At 70.0% G+C, this 21,963-nt stretch carries 22 protein-coding genes; 9 read left to right on the plus strand and 13 right to left on the minus strand.

The features are described from left to right. Both MKK88_RS29325 and MKK88_RS29330 read left to right on the plus strand, forming a co-directional pair. Positions 1-227 (plus strand): SPASM domain-containing protein (locus MKK88_RS29325; RefSeq protein ID WP_244006268.1); only part of this gene is annotated, 227 nt, incomplete at its 5' end. Further along, a complete protein-coding gene (locus MKK88_RS29330; RefSeq protein ID WP_244006270.1) occupies positions 224-946 on the plus strand; it encodes a glycosyltransferase family 2 protein in 723 nt (240 codons plus the stop codon). The genes MKK88_RS29325 and MKK88_RS29330, both read left to right, overlap by 4 nt. 11 nt (positions 947-957) lie before the next feature. On the opposite strand, the gene MKK88_RS29335 is transcribed toward MKK88_RS29330, so the two are convergent. The 4 genes from MKK88_RS29335 to MKK88_RS29350 are packed head-to-tail and all read right to left on the minus strand — an operon-like array spanning position 958 to position 4,788. Next, entirely contained in the window at positions 958-1,620 is a 663-nt protein-coding gene (locus MKK88_RS29335; protein ID WP_244006272.1) for a DoxX family protein, read from the minus strand. A gap of 30 nt (positions 1,621-1,650) precedes the next feature. Next, on the minus strand, positions 1,651-3,210 hold the full coding sequence (locus tag MKK88_RS29340) for a PhnE/PtxC family ABC transporter permease (RefSeq protein ID WP_244006278.1): 1,560 nt from the start codon (positions 3,208-3,210) through the stop codon (positions 1,651-1,653). After that, the gene (locus tag MKK88_RS29345) at positions 3,207-3,887 is read right to left on the minus strand and encodes an ATP-binding cassette domain-containing protein (RefSeq protein WP_244006285.1); all 681 of its coding nucleotides are present in this window, start codon (positions 3,885-3,887) and stop codon (positions 3,207-3,209) included. The genes MKK88_RS29340 and MKK88_RS29345 overlap by 4 nt, the downstream gene beginning before the upstream one ends. A gap of 13 nt (positions 3,888-3,900) precedes the next feature. Beyond that, the gene (locus MKK88_RS29350) at positions 3,901-4,788 is read right to left on the minus strand and encodes a putative selenate ABC transporter substrate-binding protein (protein ID WP_244006287.1); all 888 of its coding nucleotides are present in this window, start codon (positions 4,786-4,788) and stop codon (positions 3,901-3,903) included. A 384-nt stretch (positions 4,789-5,172) separates the two neighbouring features. Between MKK88_RS29350 and MKK88_RS29355 the strand changes: the two genes are divergently transcribed. From MKK88_RS29355 to MKK88_RS29370, 4 genes are read left to right on the plus strand one after another with little or no spacing between them, the layout of a single operon-like run. Beyond that, the gene (locus tag MKK88_RS29355) at positions 5,173-6,243 is read left to right on the plus strand and encodes a radical SAM/SPASM domain-containing protein (RefSeq protein ID WP_244006288.1); all 1,071 of its coding nucleotides are present in this window, start codon (positions 5,173-5,175) and stop codon (positions 6,241-6,243) included. Continuing rightward, a complete protein-coding gene (locus tag MKK88_RS29360) occupies positions 6,236-7,033 on the plus strand; it encodes an HAD hydrolase-like protein (protein ID WP_244006290.1) in 798 nt (265 codons plus the stop codon). Before MKK88_RS29355 ends, MKK88_RS29360 begins: the two co-directional genes overlap by 8 nt. A 51-nt stretch (positions 7,034-7,084) precedes the next feature. Then, complete coding sequence (gene selD, locus MKK88_RS29365; protein WP_244006292.1) at positions 7,085-8,134, plus strand: selenide, water dikinase SelD; 1,050 nt, start codon at positions 7,085-7,087, stop codon at positions 8,132-8,134. Positions 8,135-8,143: 9 nt separating this feature from the next. Continuing rightward, positions 8,144-8,944 carry a nucleoside phosphorylase gene (locus MKK88_RS29370; protein WP_244006294.1) on the plus strand — a complete coding sequence of 267 codons (801 nt, stop codon included), beginning with the start codon at positions 8,144-8,146 and terminating at the stop codon, positions 8,942-8,944. On the opposite strand, the gene senA is transcribed toward MKK88_RS29370, so the two are convergent. Further along, positions 8,941-10,245, minus strand: coding sequence for a selenoneine synthase SenA (gene senA / locus MKK88_RS29375; RefSeq protein WP_244006312.1), 1,305 nt, complete (start codon positions 10,243-10,245; stop codon positions 8,941-8,943). The genes MKK88_RS29370 and senA overlap by 4 nt on opposite strands. A 27-nt stretch (positions 10,246-10,272) precedes the next feature. Here senA and senB point away from each other — a divergent pair, with 27 nt between their 5' ends. Next, positions 10,273-11,244, plus strand: a complete 972-nt coding sequence (gene senB, locus MKK88_RS29380) for a selenoneine biosynthesis selenosugar synthase SenB (protein ID WP_244006314.1) — start codon at positions 10,273-10,275, stop codon at positions 11,242-11,244. 200 nt (positions 11,245-11,444) lie between these two features. Here senB and MKK88_RS29385 read toward each other — a convergent pair whose 3' ends face one another. The 3 genes from MKK88_RS29385 to MKK88_RS29395 form a co-directional block, all read right to left on the minus strand. Next, entirely contained in the window at positions 11,445-12,191 is a 747-nt protein-coding gene (locus MKK88_RS29385; protein ID WP_244006320.1) for a nitroreductase family protein, read from the minus strand. A gap of 483 nt (positions 12,192-12,674) precedes the next feature. Next, positions 12,675-13,769 (minus strand): phosphoesterase, encoded by a 1,095-nt coding sequence (locus MKK88_RS29390; RefSeq protein WP_244006327.1) that lies wholly within the window; start codon positions 13,767-13,769, stop codon positions 12,675-12,677. 250 nt (positions 13,770-14,019) lie between these two features. Continuing rightward, a complete protein-coding gene (locus tag MKK88_RS29395) occupies positions 14,020-15,111 on the minus strand; it encodes a catalase family protein (RefSeq protein WP_244006329.1) in 1,092 nt (363 codons plus the stop codon). Between the two features lie 134 nt (positions 15,112-15,245). Between MKK88_RS29395 and MKK88_RS29400 the strand changes: the two genes are divergently transcribed. Next, positions 15,246-15,656, plus strand: coding sequence for a response regulator (locus MKK88_RS29400; RefSeq protein ID WP_244006331.1), 411 nt, complete (start codon positions 15,246-15,248; stop codon positions 15,654-15,656). A 44-nt stretch (positions 15,657-15,700) separates the two neighbouring features. Here MKK88_RS29400 and MKK88_RS29405 read toward each other — a convergent pair whose 3' ends face one another. The 5 genes from MKK88_RS29405 to MKK88_RS29430 form a co-directional block, all read right to left on the minus strand. Beyond that, entirely contained in the window at positions 15,701-16,573 is an 873-nt protein-coding gene (locus MKK88_RS29405) for a type 1 glutamine amidotransferase (RefSeq protein ID WP_244006338.1), read from the minus strand. A 596-nt stretch (positions 16,574-17,169) separates the two neighbouring features. Beyond that, positions 17,170-17,766 carry a class I SAM-dependent DNA methyltransferase gene (locus MKK88_RS29415; protein ID WP_244006340.1) on the minus strand — a complete coding sequence of 199 codons (597 nt, stop codon included), beginning with the start codon at positions 17,764-17,766 and terminating at the stop codon, positions 17,170-17,172. Further along, entirely contained in the window at positions 17,763-18,905 is a 1,143-nt protein-coding gene (locus MKK88_RS29420; RefSeq protein ID WP_244006347.1) for an acyl-CoA dehydrogenase family protein, read from the minus strand. Before MKK88_RS29420 ends, MKK88_RS29415 begins: the two co-directional genes overlap by 4 nt. Positions 18,906-18,919: 14 nt before the next feature. Further along, positions 18,920-19,423, minus strand: coding sequence for a DNA polymerase ligase N-terminal domain-containing protein (locus tag MKK88_RS29425; RefSeq protein ID WP_313902360.1), 504 nt, complete (start codon positions 19,421-19,423; stop codon positions 18,920-18,922). Next, the gene (locus MKK88_RS29430) at positions 19,416-20,624 is read right to left on the minus strand and encodes a glycosyltransferase (RefSeq protein WP_244006349.1); all 1,209 of its coding nucleotides are present in this window, start codon (positions 20,622-20,624) and stop codon (positions 19,416-19,418) included. Before MKK88_RS29430 ends, MKK88_RS29425 begins: the two co-directional genes overlap by 8 nt. 119 nt (positions 20,625-20,743) lie before the next feature. On the opposite strand from MKK88_RS29430, the gene MKK88_RS29435 reads away from it, so the two are divergent. Next, entirely contained in the window at positions 20,744-21,952 is a 1,209-nt protein-coding gene (locus MKK88_RS29435; RefSeq protein WP_244006350.1) for an MFS transporter, read from the plus strand. Positions 21,953-21,963 lie beyond the last annotated feature (11 nt).

Below are 21,963 nucleotides of genomic sequence, written 5' to 3' on the forward strand. Positions count from 1 at the left end.
GCCGGCCCTGGAACGTGATGTACGTCACCGCCAACGGCCGGGCGCTGCCGTGCTGCATCGCGCCGTTCTCGCAGCGCGGCTACGAGAACTACACCCTCGGCGACGCCACGCAGGACACCCTGCGGGCGATCTGGAACGGCCCGGCCTATGCGGATTTCCGGGCGGCCTTGCTGTCCGACACGCCGCCGCAGGCCTGCGGCAATTGCGGGCTGCGCTGGAGCCTGTGACCGCGTCAGCCTTCGTCACCGCCATCGTGCCCTGCCTCGACGAGGAGACCGCGATCGGCGGCGTCGTCGCGGGTCTCCTGGCGAACGGGGCCGACGCGGTCCTCGTCGTCGATGGCGGCTCCCGGGACGCGACCCGGGAGCGGGCCGCCGCCGCGGGGGCGCGCGTCATCCTTGAGCGCCGCCGCGGCTATGGAAGGGCGATCCAGACCGGTCTCGCCGCGCTGCCGCCGGAGACCCGCATCGTCCTGTTCGTCGACGGCGATGGCAGTGATCGGCTCGACCGCGTACCGGCCCTGCTGGATCCGATCCGCCTGGGCCGGGCGGAATTCGTCCACGGCTCCCGCATCCGGGGCGACCGCGAGCCGGGCGCCATGAGCCCCCAGCAGATCGTCGCCGGCCATCTCGCGGGCTGGCTGCTGCGGCTCACCTATGGGGCCCGTTTCACCGACATGTCCCCGTTCCGGGCAATCCGCCGCGACGCGCTGGAACGGCTCGGCATGCGGGACGAGACCTATGGCTGGAATCTCGAGATGCTGATGCGCGCCGCCGCGGCGGGCCTGCGCTGCGAGGAGGTCGCCGTCGGGCAGCGTCCCCGGCAGGGCGGCGCCTCCAAGGTGTCGGGGGACTGGCGGGTGGGGATGCGCGCCGCCTGGGTCATCGGCACGACCTTCCTGCGCCTCGCGCGTGCCCTGTCCCGCGAGGGGCGCACACCCGGCTGACGCGCCGCCCCTCAGGTCGCGACGCGCACGAGGCTGGCGGCCCATCCAAAGGTGAGGCCAGGCGGGTACCGGCGGCGCAGTTCGGCGTCGAGGCCCAGGCTTCGGCCCGCCGCGAAGACGCTGAACAGGGCCATGAGACCGCCGAGGAAGACGTAGGTCCACGGCCATTCCTGCGGGTGCAGGTAGAGGCCGAGCCAGAGCTGGGCGACGAACACGACACCGACCGCGCCGACGATCCGGACGCCGAGCCCGAGCAGCAGCGAGATCGCGAAGGTCAGCTCGGTGAAGAACACCAGCAGATCCAGGACGTAGAAGGTCGGCGTCGGCAGCAGCACATTCTTCACGAGCTCCCGGTGGATCGCGAAGGCGGCGTTCGTCACCTCCTCGCCGGTCCAGTAGTACAGCCCGTTCTCGGTGGAGAAGAGCGGCAGCTTCCAGAGCATGCCCTGGAACCACATGCCGCCGATCAGGGCGCGCAGCGCCCAGAGGGTGACATCGCGGCCGGTTCGCTGGGCCGGATCCTCGATCCATTCCCGGATCGCAATGACGATGCTGGCCAGGACCAGCAGCGCGAAGCCGGCGGCAACCAGCCAACGCCCCCAACCGAGGGCGACCTCGTCACTCTGCTGCCCGATCAGGAACAGCCACGTGTCGGTGAAGGGGTCCGTCCGCATCGCATCGATCCTCTCAAGGGCTACGCGCCATCAGGTACAGGCGGCCCGCAGGGGCGGTTCGGCCACGGACCCGGGCAGGGGCTTGGACAGGCGGGTCGGCAGGTCGCTGAGGCGCAGCGACCGGCGCAAGGCGCGGGACAGGGCATCGACCAGCGCGGTCAGGAGTGCCGTGGCGACGATCAGCAGCACGGCGACGTCCAGGCGCAACTCCGAGATCGCGGCATCGACGTAGAAGCCGAGCGTCGCCACGCCCAGGATGCCGAAGATGGCGCTCTCGCGCAGGATCAGCTCCCAGCGATACAGCAGGTAGGCCAGGAACTGGCCGTAGAGGCGCGGCACGGTCTCGTAGCTGTAGAGGTTCAGGCCGGTCGGTGCGTCGGGGCGATAGGCGAGATCGTCGGCGTGGCGTCCCATCAGGTAGCCGACGATGCCGGCATTGTGGATCGTCAGCGCCAGGATCGCCGGCAGCATCGAGGGGCCGAAGAGCTGCAGCAGCACGTAGGCGAGCATGTATTCCGGGGTCGAGCGCACCACCACCAGCAGGATTCGCCCGAAGGGCTGCCCGATCGGCCCGGCGAAGCGGCGCGAGGCCAGGGGGAACAGGACCAGCGCGCCGAGGCCGGTGGCCACCAGCGCGATCTGCGCCAGCACCAGCGTCTGGATGGCGCCGGGCAGGATCTGCTCCGTCACGATCGGCCGGAGCCACATCCAGAGCCGGCCCCAGGTCGCGGGATCGAGGAGGGCGCCGGACCGGAGCGGACTCGGCACGATGTCGTGGCCGAGGAAGCGGCCGAGGCTGGTCAGCCAGTCGGTCGACCCGACGGTCGTGGGCAGGGCGAGGATGCTGCCCACGAGCAGGATCGGCAGGGTCGAGAGCCGCATCCAGAGGCGGCGGGAGCCGATCAGGCCGTAGAAGACGAGGAGCAGGGCCCCGGCCTCGGCGTAGCGGCCCTGCCGGAAGGCGGATTCGAGGTAGAAGCCCATGGTGGGCAGGCCGATGAAGCCGAGAACCAGGGTCGAGCGCATCGCGCATTCGAACCGGTAGAGCGTGTAGTGCCGGAACGCCGCGGCGACCTCGGGCAGGCGGGCGTAGGCGAAGGCCGAGAGGGCGCCGGTCCCCTCCGGCAGGACCCGCAGGGCCGAGAGATCCGCCTCCTCGATGATCTCCGAATAGACCTTGGCGCAGATGCCGGCGTAGGGCAGCGCGATGGCGAGGATGCCGGTGATCGCCGACAGGCCGAACACCTGCGTCAGCAGCAGCGCCCAGAACAGTTCGTGGACCGAGCGCAGGCCGGCGCAGGCGAGCCGCACGCTCCGAACCTTGGCGAACGGGATGGCGAGGACGAAGCCGGCCCCGGCCCCGAGGGTCACCCCCAGGATCGCGAAGGCGACGGTGTAGACGACGCTCCAGATCTCCACCGACGGGAAATCCGGGTGGATCAGGCCGGCGAACAGGCGGCGCAGGTCGGCCCAGGGATGGAGGCTGGTGATCGCGAGGTCGGCCAGGAGGAGCGCCGCCGCCGCGCCGCCGACGAACCAGCGGGTCGCCGTGGCGTAGCCCGCGCCGGGCATCAATCGCGCGGCCCTCATGCGGCCTGCCCGTAGAACGGGACGAGGGCCGCCTCGTCCAGGTCGCGGGCGGGTGCGTCGAGGACGATCCGGCCCGCATCGAGGACGACGATCCGGTCCGTGTGCGCCAGCGCCAGCGCGATGTCGTGGAGCGCCAGAACGAGGGTCTGGTGGCGGGCGGCCATCCGCTCCAGGATCAAACCGCCCTGCCTACGGTCCAGGGCCGAGACCGGCTCGTCGCCGATCAGGATCGGCCGCCCGTTGTAGAGCGCCCGCGCCACCGAGACGCGCTGCTGCTGGCCGCCCGACAGCGCCCCGGCCTTGGCCCGGATCGCATCGGCGAGCCCGACCTCGCCGAGGATCCCGCTGACCTCCGCGAGATCGGCGCGGGCCGGGAACGCCAGGGTGCGCAGGTTGTGCAGGGTCGAGCGCCGGTCGAGGCGGCCCATATAGACGTTGTGGAAGACCGAGAGCGTCCGCACCAGGGCGGCCGCCTGCGGGATCAGCGCCACGCGGGCGCGCGCTTGGGCGTGGATCAGACCGAGCAGGGTGGATTTCCCGGCCCCCGAGCGCCCCATCAGCGCGACGCGTTCGCCGGCCCGGATGGTGAGGTCCAGGCCGAACAGGACGGGCTTGCCGTCATAGGCCGCCGTCGCGCCGGACAGGACGACCTCGGCTTCGCCTCGGGACGGGCTCACGGCGGCGCGCCATTCAATCCAGCAGGTCCGTGGATTTCGCCACGCGCTCCACCGGCTCATAGGCGGCATTGGTCACCGGGATGAACTTGGAGCGCGCGAAGGGCGCGAGGATCGCCGGATCGGTGATACCGATGAGGCCGGCCTTCAACCGATCCGTGAACCCGGCACCGTAGATCGCGTCGACATCGCCGCGCACGGTCCACTGGTAATCCGGGAAGGGCGGGCTCTCCCAGATGATGCCGACTTCCTTCGGATCGATCTTGCCGGCCTTGTTGTCGAGATCCCAGACCGAATAGTCCACGGCCCCGACCTCGAAGGCCCCGGACTGGACGAGCTGGATCGTGCGGCTGTGATCGCCGGAGAAACCGACGCGGGAAAACACCTCCTCGGGCGTCTTGCCCGGGAAGGCCTCGCGGATGAAGTATTCCGGCATCAGCCGGCCCGAGGTCGAGGCCCGGGAGCCGAACGTGAAGGTCTTGCCGGCGATCGTCTTGGGGAAGTCGGCCGTGCGCGTCAGGCCGGTCTTGGTGTTGGCGATGAAGTAGGTCTTGAAGGCCGCATCCTCGGCGCCCTGCGCGATCGCTTGGGCCCCGGGCGAGGCCTTGCGGGCCTGGACGCCGGTGAAGCCGCCGAACCACGCGAGCTGGACCTGCCCGTTCGTGAAGGCCGTGACCGCCGCCGGGTAGTTCTTCACCGGGAGGTACTTCACCGGCACGCCAAGCTTGCCCTCAAGGTAGGCAGCGACCTTGCCGAAGCGCTCGACGAGGCGGCTCTCGTCCTGATCGGGGATGCCGGTAAAGACGAAGGTCGGCTTGGCGCCGCCCTGCGCGCCGGCGGCCTGGGGTAGCGCGAGGCCAGCCAGCGCGCCCAGCAACCATTGGCCCAGTGTCCGTCTCAGCATCGCGTGCTCCCGTCCGGATTCCATGTGCGAACGACGCCATGCCGGCATCGATGTCCAATCAACTGACAGCTAGCTGATGTCTAGCGAAGCACCCGGTAAAGCCCGTCGATGGGCCTCATTCGTGTCGCCGCGCCGGGTGGTTACCAGACGCGAAGCTGCGTCGCTGCGGCAATCGGCCCGGCGGGCACCGTCACGCCTCCGGTCTGTTCGTCTTCGGCCCTGGCGGCTGTATTGGTGTAGAGCGCGCGGATCGACCGCGGTTATCAATCTTGCTGAAGATGTGATGTTACCGATGCGCCGTGCCGTGCGAAGGAAGCTGCGACGCTCCGGGGTCGGGCGCCGGTGGCCCGATGGTGCCTGTCGAGATCAGGCGAGAGGATCTGCATGGCTATGGACCTCGGGACGCCGCACCCACTGGAGCCGGACGCCGCTGCGCCCACGCCGTCATTCGCTCTGGGGGTCGGGCTCACCAACGAGTGCAACCTCGCCTGCTCCTTCTGCTACCGCGATCCCGATCGCCTGGACCGTCTCGGACCGGAACAGCTGCGGATGGTGCTCGACAGCCTGCCGGTACGCTCCGTCAATCTGGGGACCGGCGAGAACGGGATGCACCCCCAGTTCCGGCAACTCCTCGATCTGCTCCGGGCCGAGCCGATCAAGCTCACGATCACGTCGAACGGGCACTCGATCGCCGTGATGGACGACGCGGCGGTTCAGGCCTTCGCCGATGTGGAATTCTCGATCGACTACCCCACCCGGGAGGAGCAGGACGCGCAGCGCGGCGCCGGCAACTGGGACCTCGTGATGGCGCAGGCCGCCCGCTGCCGGGCGCTCGGTGTCGGCGTCACCTTCATCGCCGTGATGATGCGGACCAATTTCGACCGGCTGCACGAGATCGCCGCCCTGGCCCGCGGCTTCGATGCGCCGCTGCGCATCAACGTCTACCAGGCGGTGCGTACGGACACCTTCGCCCTCACCTACGCGGAATATTGGGACGGGTTCGCGCGCCTCTTCGCCGAAACCGACGTGATCGCCATCGGCGAGCCGCTCGTCCGGGCCATGGCGGGCCTCCCGGCGCGCCGGGGCGGATGCGGGGTCGGCACGGTGCGGGTCACGCCCCGCGCGACGGTGCAACCCTGCGTGTATTGGGGCGGCACGGGCCAGAGCCTCGAAACCCTCCGTCAGGCCGGCAGCGAGATCGTCGCCACGGCCCCGTTCACGGCGGTCCGGGCCCTGCCGGAACCCTGCCGGGGCTGCGCCTACGCGGAATCCTGCCATGGCGGCTGCGCCGGGCGGAGGCGGCTGATGGAGCGGCTCGATCAGGTCGATCCCTACTGCCCGATCGTGCGCGGCGAGGTCAGGCCCCTCTCGATCGTCATGGCGCCGGCCCGCGAGCTGCCGAAGCTCGAGAGCGCCTGCACGACGATCGTCCAGGCGCGGCCTGCCCGTGGCTGACGCGCCCCCGGCGCTCACTGGCCTGAGCCGGCTCGCGGAGTCCTTTGCCGTCGTGCTGTGCGACGTCTTCGGTGTGCTCCACAACGCGACGCGGGTCTTTCCCGCCGCAGCCGAGGCGCTGGCCGCCTTCCGGTCCGGCGGGGGCACGGTGATCCTCGTCTCGAACGCCGCCGAGCCCGGGATGCGTCTGGCGGAATCCCTCCGGGCCCGCGGGATCCCCGACCCGTACGATGATCTGGTGACCGGAGGCGACGTCGCCCGGAGCCTCCTCGAAGAGGCGGGTGTCCGGCGCGTCCATCACATCGGGCCGGCGCGCGACCGGGTCCTGTTCGCGGGGCTGCCGGTCACGCCGGTCCCGGTGGACGCGGCTGAGCAGATCGTCTGCACGGGCTATCCGGATTGCGACGACGACCTCGACGCGACATTGGAGGCCGCGCTGGAGCGCGGCCAGCGCCTGCTCTGCACCAATCCTGATACGAGCCTGACGGTGGGCGCGACGCGCCTGCGCTTCGCCGGTCTCGTCGCCGAGCGCTACCGCGCCCTCGGGGGCCACGTCGTCGAGACCGGGAAGCCCGGCGCCCTGATCTACCGTCGCGCCCTGGACAAGGCCGCACGCGTGCGCGGACGGCCCGTCGCCCCCGCGCAAACCCTGGGGATCGGCGACACTGTCCCCCTCGACGTGGCGGGGGCACTGGGAAACGGCTTTGCGGCGCTCCAGATCGGAACCGCGCAGCCCCCGCCGATGGCCGCGTCCGACCGATTCTACCGGATGCCTGCACTTGTCTGGTGACCCCGTGCCCGACACGGTCCCACCCGGATATCGACACGAGAGGATTGCTTGATGGATACGCCCCCGGTTCGCCTCACCAGCCTCGCCCATGGCGGTGGATGCGGCTGCAAGCTCGATCCCGCGGTGCTGCGCACGCTCCTGGCCGACCAGCCGGTCGCCGGTCCGTTCGAGCGCCTGCTGGTCGGCAACGAGACCGCCGATGATGCGGCGGTCTGGGCCCTGGATGACGGCACCTGCCTGATCGCCACCACGGACTTCTTCACGCCGATGGTGGACGACCCGCACGATTTCGGCCGGATCGCCGCCACCAATGCCATCTCCGACGTCTACGCGATGGGCGGCAAGCCGATGCTGGCGCTGGCCATCCTGGGCATGCCGGTCGGCAAGATCGCCCCCGCGATCGTCGCCGAGATCCTGAAGGGCGGCGCGGCCACCTGCGCCGAGGCGGGTATTCCCATCGCCGGCGGCCACTCGATCGACACGCCGGAGCCGATTTACGGCCTGGCGGTGATCGGCTCGTGCGACCGCGCGCATCTGCGGCGCAACGCCGATGCCCGTGCCGGTGACGTCGCCATCCTGACCAAACCCCTCGGCGTCGGGATCTACTCGGCGGCGATCAAGCGGGAGGCCCTCGACGCCTCCGGCTACGCCGATTTCGTCGGCACCACGACACGCCTCAACAAGGTCGGGGCTGATCTGGCGCGCGATCCGGAGGTCCACGCCATCACCGATATCACCGGCTTCGGCCTGCTGGGCCACGGCCTGGAACTCGCCCGCGGCGCCGGCCTGACCTTCGTGATCGCCGGAAACGATCTCCCGCTCCTGCCCCGGGCCGAGGCCCTGGCCCGGGAGGGCTTCGTCACCGGCGCCTCGCACCGCAACTGGGCGAGCTTCGGGGGGCAGGTGCGCCTGCCCGAGGGCCTGCCGGATTGGCGCCGGCATATCCTCACGGATCCGCAGACCTCCGGGGGCCTGCTCGTGACCTGTACCCCCGCACGAGCGGAGGCGATCCTCGCTCAGTGCCGGGAGGCGGGCTTCGCGCAGGCCGCCGTGGTCGGGCGGTTCGAGGCCGGCCCGGCCGCGATCCGCGTCGAGGCCTGACCCCGTCCGATGCCGCCCGACGAGCCGGCGACCGCCCCGATCCTGCGCGACAAGGCGCACGCGGCAGCCTCGGCGTTCACGCCCGAGAACCTGCTCCGCGAGGCGCGCCGGCAACGCGGTCTCGGCGCCGGCCGCGTGCCGGCTGTGTGCGTCCTAGACCCGGACGGCGACATCGTGCGCCACCTCTGCGCGACCGGGCGGGCCCGGCCCGATCCCGATTGGGCCTGCTACCACAGCACCCTTCACCGGTTCGCGGAATCCGGCCGCGCGATCGGCATCGTCGGCTGCGCGGTCGGCGCGCCTTTCGCCGTGCTGGTGGCCGAGCAGATGTTCGCCTCCGGCTGCGAACTCCTGATCAGCATCACCTCGTCGGGACAGATCACGGCGCTGCGGGCGCCGCCCTACTTCATCCTCATCGAGGCGGCCCTGCGCGACGAGGGCACGAGCTATCACTACCTGCCGCCGGCCGAGTTCGTGGAAGCTCCACGGGATCTGGTAGCGGCCGTGGCGCCCGCGCTGACGGGGATCGGTGAACCCGTCGAACGGGGCGCCACCTGGACGACCGACGCCCCCTATCGCGAGACCGAGCAGGCCATCGCGGCGGCCCGGGCGCGGGGGATCCTCGCGGTCGAGATGGAGGCGGCGGCCCTGTATGCGTTCGCGCAGGCGCGCGGCAAGGCCGTCCTGTGCTTCGCCCACGTGACCAACCAGATGGGTCAGGCCGGCGATTTCGAGAAGGGCGAGGCCAACGGCGCGACGACGGCGCTCCGCCTCGTCGCCGCGGTCGCGGCCGCTCGGTTCCCGATCTAGAGGGCGACCGTCCGGAAGCCGGCGAACACGTCGCGGCGCTCTGGGCCGAAGAAGTTGCGGTAGGCGGTGTCGACCATCCGCGCGCGGGTCGCCCAGGCGCCGCCCCGCAGGACCTTGCGCGTCCCGAAGGCGGGCTCCGAATATTCCCTGTAGGCATCCGGCGCGAAGCCGGGGAAGGGGAGGAACGGGCTCGCCGTCCATTCCCAGACGTTGCCGAGCATCTGCCGGCAGCCCCAGGCGCTGTCGCCCTCGGGGAAGGCCGCGACGTCGACACAGCCGAGGTGGCCGCCATCGAGGTTGGCATGCGTGGCGGTCGGCGCGCTGTCTCCCCAGGGATAGGTGCGCTTGGTGTCGCTCAACCTGCCGTCCGGCGTCGGCGCGCCGGCTGCCGCAGCCTCCCATTCCGCCTCGGTCGGCAGCCGTCGGCCCGCCCAGCGGCAATAGGCGTTGGCTTCGTACCAGTTGACGTGGACGACCGGCTGATCGGGCGCCAGCGGCTCATCCCGGTCGAACCGCCGGCAGGTCCAGTCGCCGGGCCCGTGAGGCGTCCAGTAGACCGGGTGCTCGGCGCCGCATCCATCGCGCCACCGCGCCCCCTCGGCGTCCCAGCAGGCGGCATTCCGATAGCCGCCATCCGCCACGAAGGCGGCGAACGCCCCGTTGGTCACCGGCGCGCGGGCGATGTGGAACGCCGCCACGGACACGGGATGCGCCCATTTCTCGTTGTCGAAGACGAAGCCGCCGCCGGGCTCTGCGCCGAGCTGCCACGTGCCCCCGCCGACCGCGACGTCGCCGGGCCAGGGACCCGTCCCCGTGTCCTGGGCCAAGGCCGAGGCGGCAAAGGACGGCCGCGGATAGCCCAGAGTCTGACGCGTGTAGGTGAAGGCCTCGTCGTGCATGTCCTCGTGGAAGGTGACGAGCTGGTAGAGCTCGGCCTCCTGCGCCGTCGGCTCGTGGCCGTCGAGGCGCCGGACGAGCGCCTCCTGCACGCCCGCCATATAGGCGAGGGTGTCGGGTAAAGCCGGCAACGGGATCGACCAGCGCGTCGCGTGCGGCACCCGCGCGGAGTCGTAGAGCCTGTCAGCGTCCGCCCTCCGGGGCTGTGCCCGGTCGATGCCGCGCAGGATGAAATGTTCGTGAAACCAGGCGAGATGGCCGATTTCCCACAGGAGGGGGTTCACGATCTCGCTCTGCGGGCCCATCAGGCGGTCCTGATCGAGGCCCGACACCAGTTCGAGCGTCCGCGCTCTGGCATCCTGAAGCATCGCCACGAGATCGGCAGTCGAGACCTGTGCGCTCATCAAACGTCCCGGAATCCTGTCACAACCATGAGAATCAGCCTGATCACACCGGCGGCGAGAACGTCTCGCGCCGGCAATCGAACCACGGCGATGCGCTGGGCGCGCATCCTCGGCGAACTCGGGCACCAAGTCGACGTGTCAACAACCTACCCGGACGACGCCGACGTCGACCTGATGCTGGCGCTTCACGCGTGGCGCAGCGCGCCGTCGATTGCGCGCTTTAAGGCGCAATACCCGGATAGACCCCTCATCGTCGCCCTGACCGGCACGGATCTCTATCACTATCTCGCGGCCGATCCGGAGCCGACCCTGCGCTCCCTTGATCTGGCGGACGGCCTGATCGGCCTGCACGACGACGTCCCCGCCGCCCTTCCGGAGCGCCACCGCGGCAAGGTCGAGGTGGTCTATCAATCCGCCACCGCGCGGGCGCAGCGCTGGCCGGTCTCCGACGATGCGTTCGAGGTTCTCGTCGTCGCGCATCTGCGTTCCGTCAAGGACCCGCTCTGCGCGGCCCGGGCGGCCCGGAGCCTGCCGGATCGATCCCGGATCCGGATCGTACATCTCGGCGGCGCGCGGGATCAGATCTGGGCCGATCAGGCCCGGGAAGAGATGGCGCACAACCCGCGTTACCACTGGCTGGGGGACCAGCCCGGCTCCCTGGTTCGGCGCTGGTTGACGCGGGCCAGAGTCATGGTCCTCAGTTCACAGCAGGAAGGCGGCGCGAACGTGGTATCGGAAGCGGTCGCCGCCGGTTTGCCGATCCTAGCCACCGCAATTCCCGGGACGCGCGGCTTGTTGGGCCCGGAGCATCCGGGCTATTTCCCGGTCGGGGATGATGCGGCCTTGGCCGCGCTGCTGCTTCGAGCCGAAGTGGAGCCCTGTTTTCTCGCGCACCTGCACGCGTCCGGTGCAGAGCGGGCAACGCTCTTCGCCCCGGCCAGGGAGCGCGAAGGGCTTCGCCGTGTCATTTCGCGCTGCATGGAGGTGCGCCCGACGTGATCGCGCGCCTCCGGGCCGTATGAGCGTCCCGCCTCAACCTGGACGAACCACGCCCCCGAAATGTCTGAACCGGCCCGAGCCGAAGTTGCGCTTGAAGGCCGCGGTATGGTCGAGAGGTGAGCGTGCCCCCTAGATCGTGACAGGAGGGATCGTCCGCGCCATCGTCGAGCCGTCGGGGACCTGAGCGGCTGATCCTGGGCTCAGTCGAGCCTGAAGCCGCGCTGTCTCACGAAGGCACCGAATTCCGTCCGCTGCGGCTCGGCGTATTGGCGTGCCTTGTCCTCCGACCAGCCGTAATCGACGGCTTCACCCCATCGGGCCGTGTTGCGCTGCTCGGGGTACGGCTGCTGGGCTCTGCGGCGACGGTCGTAGGCCGCGAGATCCGTTGCCAGGGTCGTGCAGCCATACCGGTCCTCGTGCACGGTCGTGGCGAGCGGCAAGCGTGGGCTGATCTGACCCGCATCCGCCGGCCAGCCGAGGCAGAAGCCCGCGAACGGGATCACCCGTTCAGGCAGCGCCAGCCAGTCGCTGACGTCCCGCGCGTTGTTTCTGATCTCGCTGATCGGGCAGCAGCCGAGCCCCATCGCTTCGGCGGCGCGGATCGCCGTCGCCAGGGCGATCGCCGCGTCGGCGGTGGCGTTGAAGAACAGATCGAGGTGGTCATTCGCGAAGGGCTTTCCGCGCATGCGCGCGATCTCGGGCAGACGCGCACCGTTGGCGCAGAACACGAGGAAAGCCGGCGCTTCGCGGACCCAGGGCATGTGGGGGAGAAACGCGGCGATCCTCCGCCGTAGCGCGGGGTCCGTAACCACCACGATATCGCGCTGCTGCAGGTCGCTCTTCGAGGGTGCGGAGAGCGCCAGCGCGCAGATCAGTCGGATCAGGTCGGGCTCGACGGGGCGGTCGCTGTAGCGACGGTGAACGCGATGGTCTGCGATCTGGATCAACGCATCCAGGCCCGAGAGGTGTGGTGGAATCGCGACAATCTCTCCGAACCGCTCGTGAAGCGCATTCCCCAGCGTCGTTCTGCCCGTCTCAGCCGCCATCGGAATGCTCGCTGTCGCCCCATAGTCCTGTCGGCCCGCCTTGGCGGACTGTGTGATGTGGAGCCTGCTCCAGGCAAGCCAGCGGTGAAGTCTGTGCGCTTGCGTCGAGGACGCGCCGCGACGCAGAGCCGGTTTTCGGCGGCGCGTCCGTGACAGGCGCCGGGATCGCGGACAGGAACAGGGTCAGAGGTCCGCTTCCGGGACAGGGCGCGGGGACATGTCGAGATTCCTGGACTGGAGATAGTCCAGGACAGGGTCGAGCAGTTCGAGCGGGCACTTGAGGTGCGGGTCCTTCTGTCAGCGCCTCGTATCCTGCCATTCTCAGGTCAGGGCGACCCATCACCTTGACGGGAAAGCCCAGCCGCGAGGGACGATCATGGCCGGTCATGCCTGCACCTGTGCCTGGGGAAACCCAAGTCCCCGGATGAAGTGGTTCCAGTCGGCGTTGCGCAGCGCCCCGCCGGTCGCCTGGGCGTGGCCGTTGCCGTAGCGACCGTCGGCGTTGGCCGGACGATGCTCGGCGAGGAAGGCGATCAGATCCCGCCCACTTGCCGACCTTGCCGCGAAGTGCACCCATCCGGGGCGGTAGCCAGCGTTGGCGGCGATGACGATCTTGTCCTTCAGGCGCCCACGCCATTGCTGCGCCACCAGGGGATGGATCTGGCATGGCGAGTCGAGGGCGATCAGCGCGACGTCGCCACCGATTGCCGGCGGGATGCGCTTGGCGACGTCCATGGCGGCGCGGACCTCGGCCTTGGCCGCGTGCAGAGCCGATGCGTCCGCGTCATCGCCCTTGGTGATGCGTTTTGGTCCGTCCGATGCCAGCAGGAGGCGTAACGCCGGCCCTGCATCGGCCGCCGCGGTCCGGCGGGGGGCGTTGACGAGCGACGTGGCATCGCGAAGGGCCGTCTTTCCCCAGCGCGTCTGAGCCTCGGCGATCTCGGGGAAAGGTAGGCCCTCGGCCATGTCGCCGATCAGGCCCACCGCCGCCAGCCATAGGAGATCGGCTTGGTCTCCCAGGGCACCGGCAGCCCACCACGCGAGCAAGGCGGTGGTCGGCTCGGGATCGAGGCCGTTTCCGCTGATCGTGATGGCATCCACCGGTTCGCCGGTCGGGACGTGGTGATCGATGACGAGCGTCGGGCAACCCGGCAGCACGGGATCGACCCGGGTGCCAAGGTCGGCGACGATCAGGCCGCCGGGCCCGTGCTCGCCGAGCCGGTCGGCGACCTCCGGGTCCCACGGCGACTCCCCCTTGCCGACGACAACGGACAACGCCTCTCTTCCCGCCTGCCGGAGGGCCCGGATCAGGATGGCAGCCGCGGTCAGACCATCCGCATCGAAATGACTGACAACCAGGACGGGCCTGCCCGGTTTGAACGTGGCGAGCGCAGCCGTCATCGCGTCTCGCGAAGCCGCCCGGACATCACCGTCCGGTGACAGGCTTCCGATCATCTGCGCCTCGGCGATCTTCCCCATTCGACACCTTGGTTTGTGCTGGTCGACGGCCGCCTGCATCGCTCATCGCCGATGCAGGCCGAGCGAACGCTTCGTTGAGACTGGGCAACGCTCGAACCCGTCATCCGCCGGCGAATCCAGGCGGAAAACCTGTGGGTTTCTTACGGGGCAGGGCGGACGCGGGGGAGTCGATCCCGACGAGCGAACTGCCACGGGCTGCGGTGCGGTTTATGTGCGGCCTCAGCAGGAAGGGGATCGAGACCGCCGGTCCCTAGGCCGTCGGCATCCCGGTGGGTTCGGAGATTTCGGCCCCGTTGCCCTGGGATCGGTAGGCGCGAGCGGCGGCGTAGGCGGGTCGACGGGCACGCATGATCGAGCCGAGTGGCCGGTGCGCGGCGAGGCCCGTCCACGGGTTGAAGGCAAGGTTGTCCTCGACCCATTCCCGCATGCCATCCGACCAAGTGTCCTGCGGGAGGGCCATGATCCGGGCGACGGGCAGGTAGGGGCTCGCGTCCTCGGGCCACATCGCGGCCGCGTCCTCGACCGGCATCGCGTCGATGTCGGTGGCCAACTGGACACGGAACTCCCAGACGCCAGGGCACGTCCGGAAGTGATCCCGCACGGTCTCGCGCAGCGCATCGGGATGGCCGGACGTGTCGATGGGGCTCTCCGATAGGGCGACGAGCTCCGACGAGACCGGGGAAAGGGCTACCTTGGCGAAATAGTCGCCATGCAAAAGCGCGGCCTGGGAGAAGAAGCTGTCGCCGAGAAGATGTGTCTTCGCCTGGCCGGCCAGGGTGGTCAGCGTCGCCGACTTGCCCCCGACCATTTCGAGGGCCGCCTCGGCGGTGCGCGTCACCGCTGAAACGACCTTCTTCACCGGTTCCGCGCGACCCGTGGTGGCGGCCAGCGGCCTCAGCTGGCGGAGGAAGCCCTTGGCCGTACCGATCTGGAACGACGGCGAGTTGCCGAGCACGTAATTCTGTGTCGTCTCGCCCTCGCTGCCGGGGAGGCGCCGCCCTGGTACGCCCAGGACCTTGAGGGCAGCACCGCGCGGCGTCGACACGCCGTCATGCAGCACGTCGCCCGGCGTGGTGCTGAACCGCATGATGGCGTCGTAAGTCGCCGGGGTGGCGAACAGTCCCTGGGCGAGTTCCGGCGGCAGGTCGGCAAGCACCTCGAACCTGGCCCGGAGGTAACCATGCGCCTTGGCATGGACGGCACGGTGGGCGTAGCCGGTGTCGGCGTGGGTCGTGCGCTGGATGCCTAGCATTGCCTCGGTCAGGCCACGCTGCGTCTCGGCCTCATCCTCGGGGGTGGTCTCGAAGGCAGGGTCGAACCGGAGCGGAGGATTCTGAGCCATCGGTTCCAACGTAGGCACTCGACCGGGGTTGCCGGTGGGGTCGAGATGCCGCGCGCCTCGGCGGCAAATTCGACCGGAAAGGGATATCGAATACGTCGAGGGCAACCTTACCGCGGGTCATCCATTCCTGCTGCGTGACCCAAGACGCCCCGGGCGATGCGCCCCACGCCCTCGTCGTCGATGACGACGTCCTGATCCTCATGGACGCGACCAGCATCCTGGAGGATGCGGGGTTCAAGGTGCTTGAGGCGATGAACGTCGCGCAGGCCTTGGAGGTGCTCGGCGAGCATCACGAGGCGGTGCAACTTCTCTTCACCGACGTGCACATGCCGGGTGGAGCCGATGGCTTCGAGCTGGCGCGGCGGACCGCGGAGAATTGGCCCCACATCGCGGTCGTGGTCGCCTCCGGCAACGCCAAGCCCGGGCCGGGGGATATGCCTGAGAAGGCGACGTTCATCGGCAAGCCGTTCAGCCCCGAGATCGTCCGGCACCACGTTCGCAAAACTTTGCCTGACGACAAGCACCCGGAGCCACTGAAGAGTTAGGTTCGTCGGCGCCCGACCCGACGCCGGGACCCTGTGCGCGTCACCTAACGGCGTCGGCTCCGGATCTCGCGCACCAGCGTCGCGATGAAGTTGCGGATCTCGACCTGCCGGTTGCCGTCGTCCGTGACCTGATCGTCCAGGCCGAGGCGCCAAGCGAGGTCGCGGCGGGTCGGTTCGCGGTGCAAGGCCTCCACCAGATCGGCGTGGGTCTCGACCTCATGGCGGGACAAGGCCAACCCGGCCTCGACCAGGTCGTCCGCCTGGCGCCGAAGCGCGCCGGTCACCTCGTCGAGGCCGATCTCGGGATGGTACTGCACGCCCCAGAACGTGCCGCCGTCATGGCGGACTTCCGCCGCCTGGACGACGGTGGAACGGTTGAGCGCGAGCAGGGTCGCGGTGTCCGGCAGGGTCTCGACCTCGTCGGTGTGGATGCTCGGCGCGTCGTAGGCCGCGGGCCGCCCCCGCAGGAGGGGATGGGACCGGCCTTCCTCGGTCGGCACGATGCGCCGGGCAAAGCCCGCCTCCGGGCCGTTGCGGTTCTGCCGGACCGTGCCGCCCGCCGCGACCGTAGCGAGCTGCAGGCCGACGCACGAGCCGAACGAGGGCGTGCCGGAGGTGAAGACGGCGCCCATGAAGGCGAGGGCCCGCCGGACCTCAGGGGTCTCCTCGTACAGGGACAACGGCGATCCGCTCATGAACACGGCGTCGTAGTCGACCAGCGACGTGCCCGACGGCAGCGCGCCGTCCGCGTCGGCAGGCTTGACCCTGTCGCAGGCGGAACCGGGCGCGAGGCGCGCGAGGATCTCCAGGTAGGTTTCCCCGGACGACCGGCCGACGCTCTCGCGCCGTTTCTGTCGGGCATCCGGCGGTTCGGTCTCCGCGACCAGGAAGCAGAGACCAGATGATGATGATTGCAAGGTGTCGACGCTCCGAGGACGCTATCCCCTCGGCGAACCGTGGTGTTCACCTGATGTTCCGACCCGGGCGGTCCTGACGCAGAGCCGGACGAGCCCCGCCCCCTTCCATCGCGTCCCGATTCGGGGCGGAACTCCATCGCGTAGCCGTGCCTCCTGACATTGGGTAGACAAGCCGCCGGTCGGCCGGACCACGGGCGGGCCGCTGGACGCCGAGCCGGAGCGTGCAGACAGGCTTGCCGCTCGAAGGGGGGAGCCGTTCGGTCGCATCCTGTAAGGGCGAGGTCACCATCGCCGCATTCCCGGTCGATCCTGGAACGGCCCCTGGCGACGGATGGCATTGCGGCGGCGATCCTCAGCCTGAAGTCCCCTTGGCGGTGGAACCTCAAGGGACCGCAGTTCATCGGCCTCCACGTGATGCTGGACGGCTTCCGCGCTGCGATCAGCGACCTCAACGACAAGGTGGCGGAGCGGGCGTCATGAGCGACGAAGCTTCCATCGCCCTGTCGTCCGAGGCCATTTCTTAACCGCCGTGGTTCGCCGCCGGCGTCGGGCGCCGGAGACCGGGATCGCCATCGACCTCGAAGGACGAAGGACCGTCATGACAGTCTTTCGCGATCCACCAGCACGTCGAGGCGGTACTTGTCCGACCGGATCCGGTCATGGACAAGCAGCTGATCACCGGCGCCGGCGATGAAAAGCTCAGCGGCCTCGTCGCCGGTCAGTGGGTAATGCGTATCGCCTGTCCAATGGACCAACACCACGTCGCCGCCCGGCCGCAGGCAGCCGCGGACCCGATCCACCAGGCGCGCCACATCGTCCGCATCGAGGTAATAGACCACCTCCGACAGCAGGATCAGGTCGAAGGTGCCGTCCGGCCACTGGCCGGGCACCTGAGCGAGTTCGAACCGCACATGCGACAGATCCCGGCACCGGTCGCGAGCCCGCGCCAGGGCGCGCTCCGCCAGGTCGAGGCTCGCGAGGGCGTCGCATCGCCTGGCCAGCGCCTCGGTCAGCACGCCGATTGAGCAGCCCACCTCCAGGGCTGTGGCGTACCGGGCCCGCGGCAAGGCATCGAGCGTGGCCGCGTACTTCGCCCGCTCGTAGTCGCTGGTCTCGAACTGCCAGGGGTCCGGATCGGCGGCGTAGCGCTCGTCGAAATAGCTCGGCGGCAAGGAGTGGTCGTACCGCGTCATCGCTCGTTCCGCCCGTCGAAGAGGTCTCCGGCCATGCCAGTCCCCGCAAGGATCTCGGCCGCCGCGGTAGTGAGGGCCCGGTCCGGCGCCGGCTGGCGCAGATAGGTGGCGAGATCGCGCGAGAGCTGCTCCAGGGGATGCTCGCGCAGGAAGCCCTGCAGGCCGACCGAGCGCTGGGCGAACTGCAGCACGTCGAGGCCGGCCTTCTCCACGGCGAGGCGCGCTAAGTTCACGAAGGCGACGATGCGTTCGGGGGCGAGATCGTCCTCCGAGACGACCCGTGCGGCACGCTCCACCCACAGACGCGCACCCGCGACCGCAATGGCACCCTCGCCGAGGCGCGCGAGCTGATGCGGGTCGCCGCCGCGGCCGGTCGCGGCGAGATGCCCGCGCCACGCGTCAAATACGGCCTCGACGCCACCGAGCTGCACGGCGGTGAACCGCCAAGCGCCGCCTGAGAAGACCGGCTGGCGGTGGTAGTCGTCCCACCCGCCCAGGATCCCGTCCGCGGTGACGGCGAGGTCCTCCAAGTCAACGGTGCCGGTCGCCGACGCACGCATGCCATGGGCGCGCCATCCGGAGAGATCGGCGCGGCTGCCGGGTTCCAGTGGCACGACCAGCATCAGCGGCGCGGCACCCGGCTCGCCCTTGACCGTCACGAGGGCTCGGGTGACGAACCCGGCACCCGACGCAAAGGTCTTCATGCCACGGAGCCGGTGGTCATCCCCGAGCTTCAGGCAGTCACCGGGCGGGTCGGTATTCCAGACCCCGAACAGGTGTCCGTCGCGCGCATCCATGAACAAGCGCGCCCGCTGCGAGGGTGTGCCGTACCGGGCGACGAGTTGAAGCGCATTCACGTGGCCCTCGTAGATGCGCCCGAGCGCGAGGCTCCCGTACCCAACGAGGCGAAGCACCACGGCGAGGTCGCTCGCGCCCGGCTCTTCACCCAAGCCGACGCCGCCCGCGTCCGTGGGAATGGGCGCGGCGAGCAGGCCGAAGCGGCCGAGATCGGCGACGTCCTCCACCGGGAACCCGTCGTCGCGGTCCTGTTCGCTCGCGCGGCGAGCGGCCGTGACGGCCGCCTGCCGCGCGGCCGCGACTGCGTCGTACGCCAAGTCGGACGGGGTCCTTTGGTCCATGCGCCTTCCTCCCGTCAGGCCGCCCCAGCGGCGATCTCTTCAACCGTGCGGCCTGTCAGGACCGAGTGCGGTTGCTCCTCCAGGATGTCCGGCTCGCCCGGCTCGCGTGCGACCTCGTCGCGCGACTTGATGAGCAGCCAGGAGACATGCCGCTCGCGGGGCCGCGGTTTCATGCGCGTGAGGCGCCATCGTCCCGTCAGCTTCCCGCCGAGCAACGTAAACGCGAGCGACCCCGCCGCAAGCGCCACGGCCGGGTCGCCGTCCGGCTCCCAGGTGCCGCGGTCCCAAAGCAGCACGACGCCCGCCCCGTAGCTGCCCGATGCGATCACGCCCTCGTAATCGGCGTAGTCCAGACCGTGGTCCTCGACCTCGACGGCCAAGCGCCGCTCGCCGGCGACGAGGCTCGGGCCACGCGTGACCGCCCAGCTCTTGAGGACGCCACCGAGCTCCAGCCGGAAGTCGTAGTGTAGACGACGCGCGGCGTGCTTCTGCACGCGGTAGGCCAAGGGCTCAGGCATGGCCGGCACGCTCCGCCGACGTTTGCGAGGCCTCCTCCACCGCAATGACCTTCGACCTGCGGGAGCGGCCGAGGACCTTGCTCGTGGACCGGACCAGGCCCAACACGGCGCGGGCGCGGAGGATCTGGCGGGGAAGTTCGGCGGGCCGCAGCGGGCGATACCTGAGCATGGCGCTGGCCGCCTCCGTCGCGGCGAGCACGGCGCCCAGTGTAGGGAGGTGAGCTATCGTTCGGGCCGCGTCCGTCCGGATGCCGAGCCACGGAGCCCAGAGCGCCTTGCGGCCAAGGCGTCCCGAGGCCTGTAACCCGATCATCCTCCGGCGCCAGGCGAATCGGAACAGGGCGCGCGGCAGCGGCTCCAGACGCGGGTCGCACGGGCTCTCGGGCACTTGGCAGCGCAGCTTCATCGTGTCCGCGGCCCCGCCGGGTGCGCGCCCGTCGAGCCGCCCCGAGGTGACCACGACGATATCGGGGTCGTGCCGGACCCGCGCGTCGCTCGACAGCAGCGACGACACGAAGGCCTTGTCCTCGCCGACCGCGAGCGGCGGCATGCCGCCGATCTGCCGGTAGGTGGCGAGCCGGACCGCGAGCGTCGCGCCAGAGGTGGTCCAGTGCCGCGGCCAGGGATCGTGCGCGATCGGGTTAATCCGTGCTTCGAGCTCCGTGAGCAGCGCCTCGTAGGCGCCCTCCAGCGCGCCGCGCGCGTGCAAGGACGCCGGAAGCCGCGCGGCATCTGCCTCGTCGAGGGCGATCCGGCCCGCCACGGCATCGACGCCATCGGTGATTGCAGCGAGGTTGCGCGCGACCCAATCCTCAGGAACCCGGCTATCCGCGTCGGTCGTGAGGATGACGCCATCCTGCGTACCGCTCTCCTCCAACCACGCCGCCGCGGCCTCCATGGCCTCCCGCCGTGCCCATCCCGCGTTCGCCTCCGCATACGCCCGCTCGATCACCCGAACCGGGCGACGCAGGGACGTCCGAAGGGCTGCGACCACATGGGCCGTGCCATCCGTGCAGTTGTTCAGGAACAGCAGGACGCCGTGCCCGCTTCCCCCGAGACCTTCCTGCCTGTCCAGAGCGTGCAAGCAATACTCGATGCGTTCGGCTTCGTTGAAGACCGGGACGGCGACCACCGCTCGCAGGGCCTGGTTCGGCATCCCTTGATCGACAGGTAGCGCCACAACTTCAGTTTCGGTCAGCACGAATATCTCCGGCGAGCCGGGTTATGCGCCGGCATCACGCAAACTTGCCGCGCGGCACCCTGTTCTGGGGCCAAGCCAGTTTTAATCCGGCGACGTTGCCGCACCTGAACACGGACAACATGCAGCCAGCTTTCAGCCTCGGCGCTCTGAACTTCGCCCTGGCCGGGGCGCGCGAGGGCTTCGGCCCGTTCCTCGGCGTGTACCTGCAGAAGCAGGGCTTCGACCCAGCCGCCACCGGGTTCGCTATGGGCCTCGCCGGCTTCGCGGGCCTCCTCGCCACCACGCCGGTAGGCGCGCTGATCGACCGGACCACGTACAAGCGCGCGGCCCTGGCAGCCGCCGTCCTCGCCATTGCCCTGGGCGCCGTCGCCCTGATCGCCACCGACAACCTGTGGCTGATCGGCCTGTCGCAGCTCGTCATCGGCGTCGCCGACACAAGCATCGCGCCCCTCGTCGCGGCGGTCACGCTCGGCATCGTCGGGCAGAAAGCCTACGGCCATCGGGTCTCGCGCAACGAGGCGTACAATCATGCCGGCAACGCCACCAATGCCGCCCTGTCCGGCGTGCTCGGCTACACGCTCGGGCTCGGCTACGTCTCCATCGCCATCGTGGTCATGGCGGTCGCCTCGTGCGGCGTGCTGCTGGCCATAGACAAGGGCAGCATCGACCACGGAACGGCGCGGGGCGGCGAGCAGGACGAGCGCTCGACCCTTCGCGTGTTGTTCGAGACCAAGCCGTTGCTGATCCTGGCAGGCACCGTGTTCGCCTACCAAACCGCGAACGGTGCCATGCTGCCGTTCCTGGCGCAGGCGCGCACGGCGGCCGGCGCCGACCCGAGCCTGACCACCGGCGTGATGACCGTCGTCTCGCAGGCCACGATGGTCGGGGCCGCGCTCCTGGCCGCCCGTGTCGCGCGAGGACGGGGGCACGCCAGCGTTCTCTCTCTAGCCCTCGGGCTGGTCGTGGTCCGCGGCATCCTCGCGGCGTTCGCGACCTCGTGGTTGCTGGTCATCCCCGTGCAGGTGCTCGAAGGGTTGGCGATGGGTCTCGGCGGAGTCGCCATCCCGGCGCTCGTGGCCGAGATGATGGAGGGCACGGGCCACGCCACGGCCGGGCTCGGCGGCGTCATGACTGCCTACGGCGCGGGAGCCACCGCGAGCCCGCTGCTCGCTGGCCTCGTCGCGCAGTACCTCGGCTTCTCAGCGTCGTTCTTCGCCCTGGCGGGCGTCGCGGGCATCGGCTTGGCCGTGTGGATGGTGGGCCGTCACCGCCTGGGCACGCGTGCGCCCGCAGGGCACACTGGTGAGGCGTCTGCCGAGCCGGCGTGACGGCTTGGAGC

It is taken from the genome of Methylobacterium sp. E-005 (assembly GCF_022829725.1).
Taxonomy (GTDB): Bacteria; Pseudomonadota; Alphaproteobacteria; order Rhizobiales; family Beijerinckiaceae; genus Methylobacterium.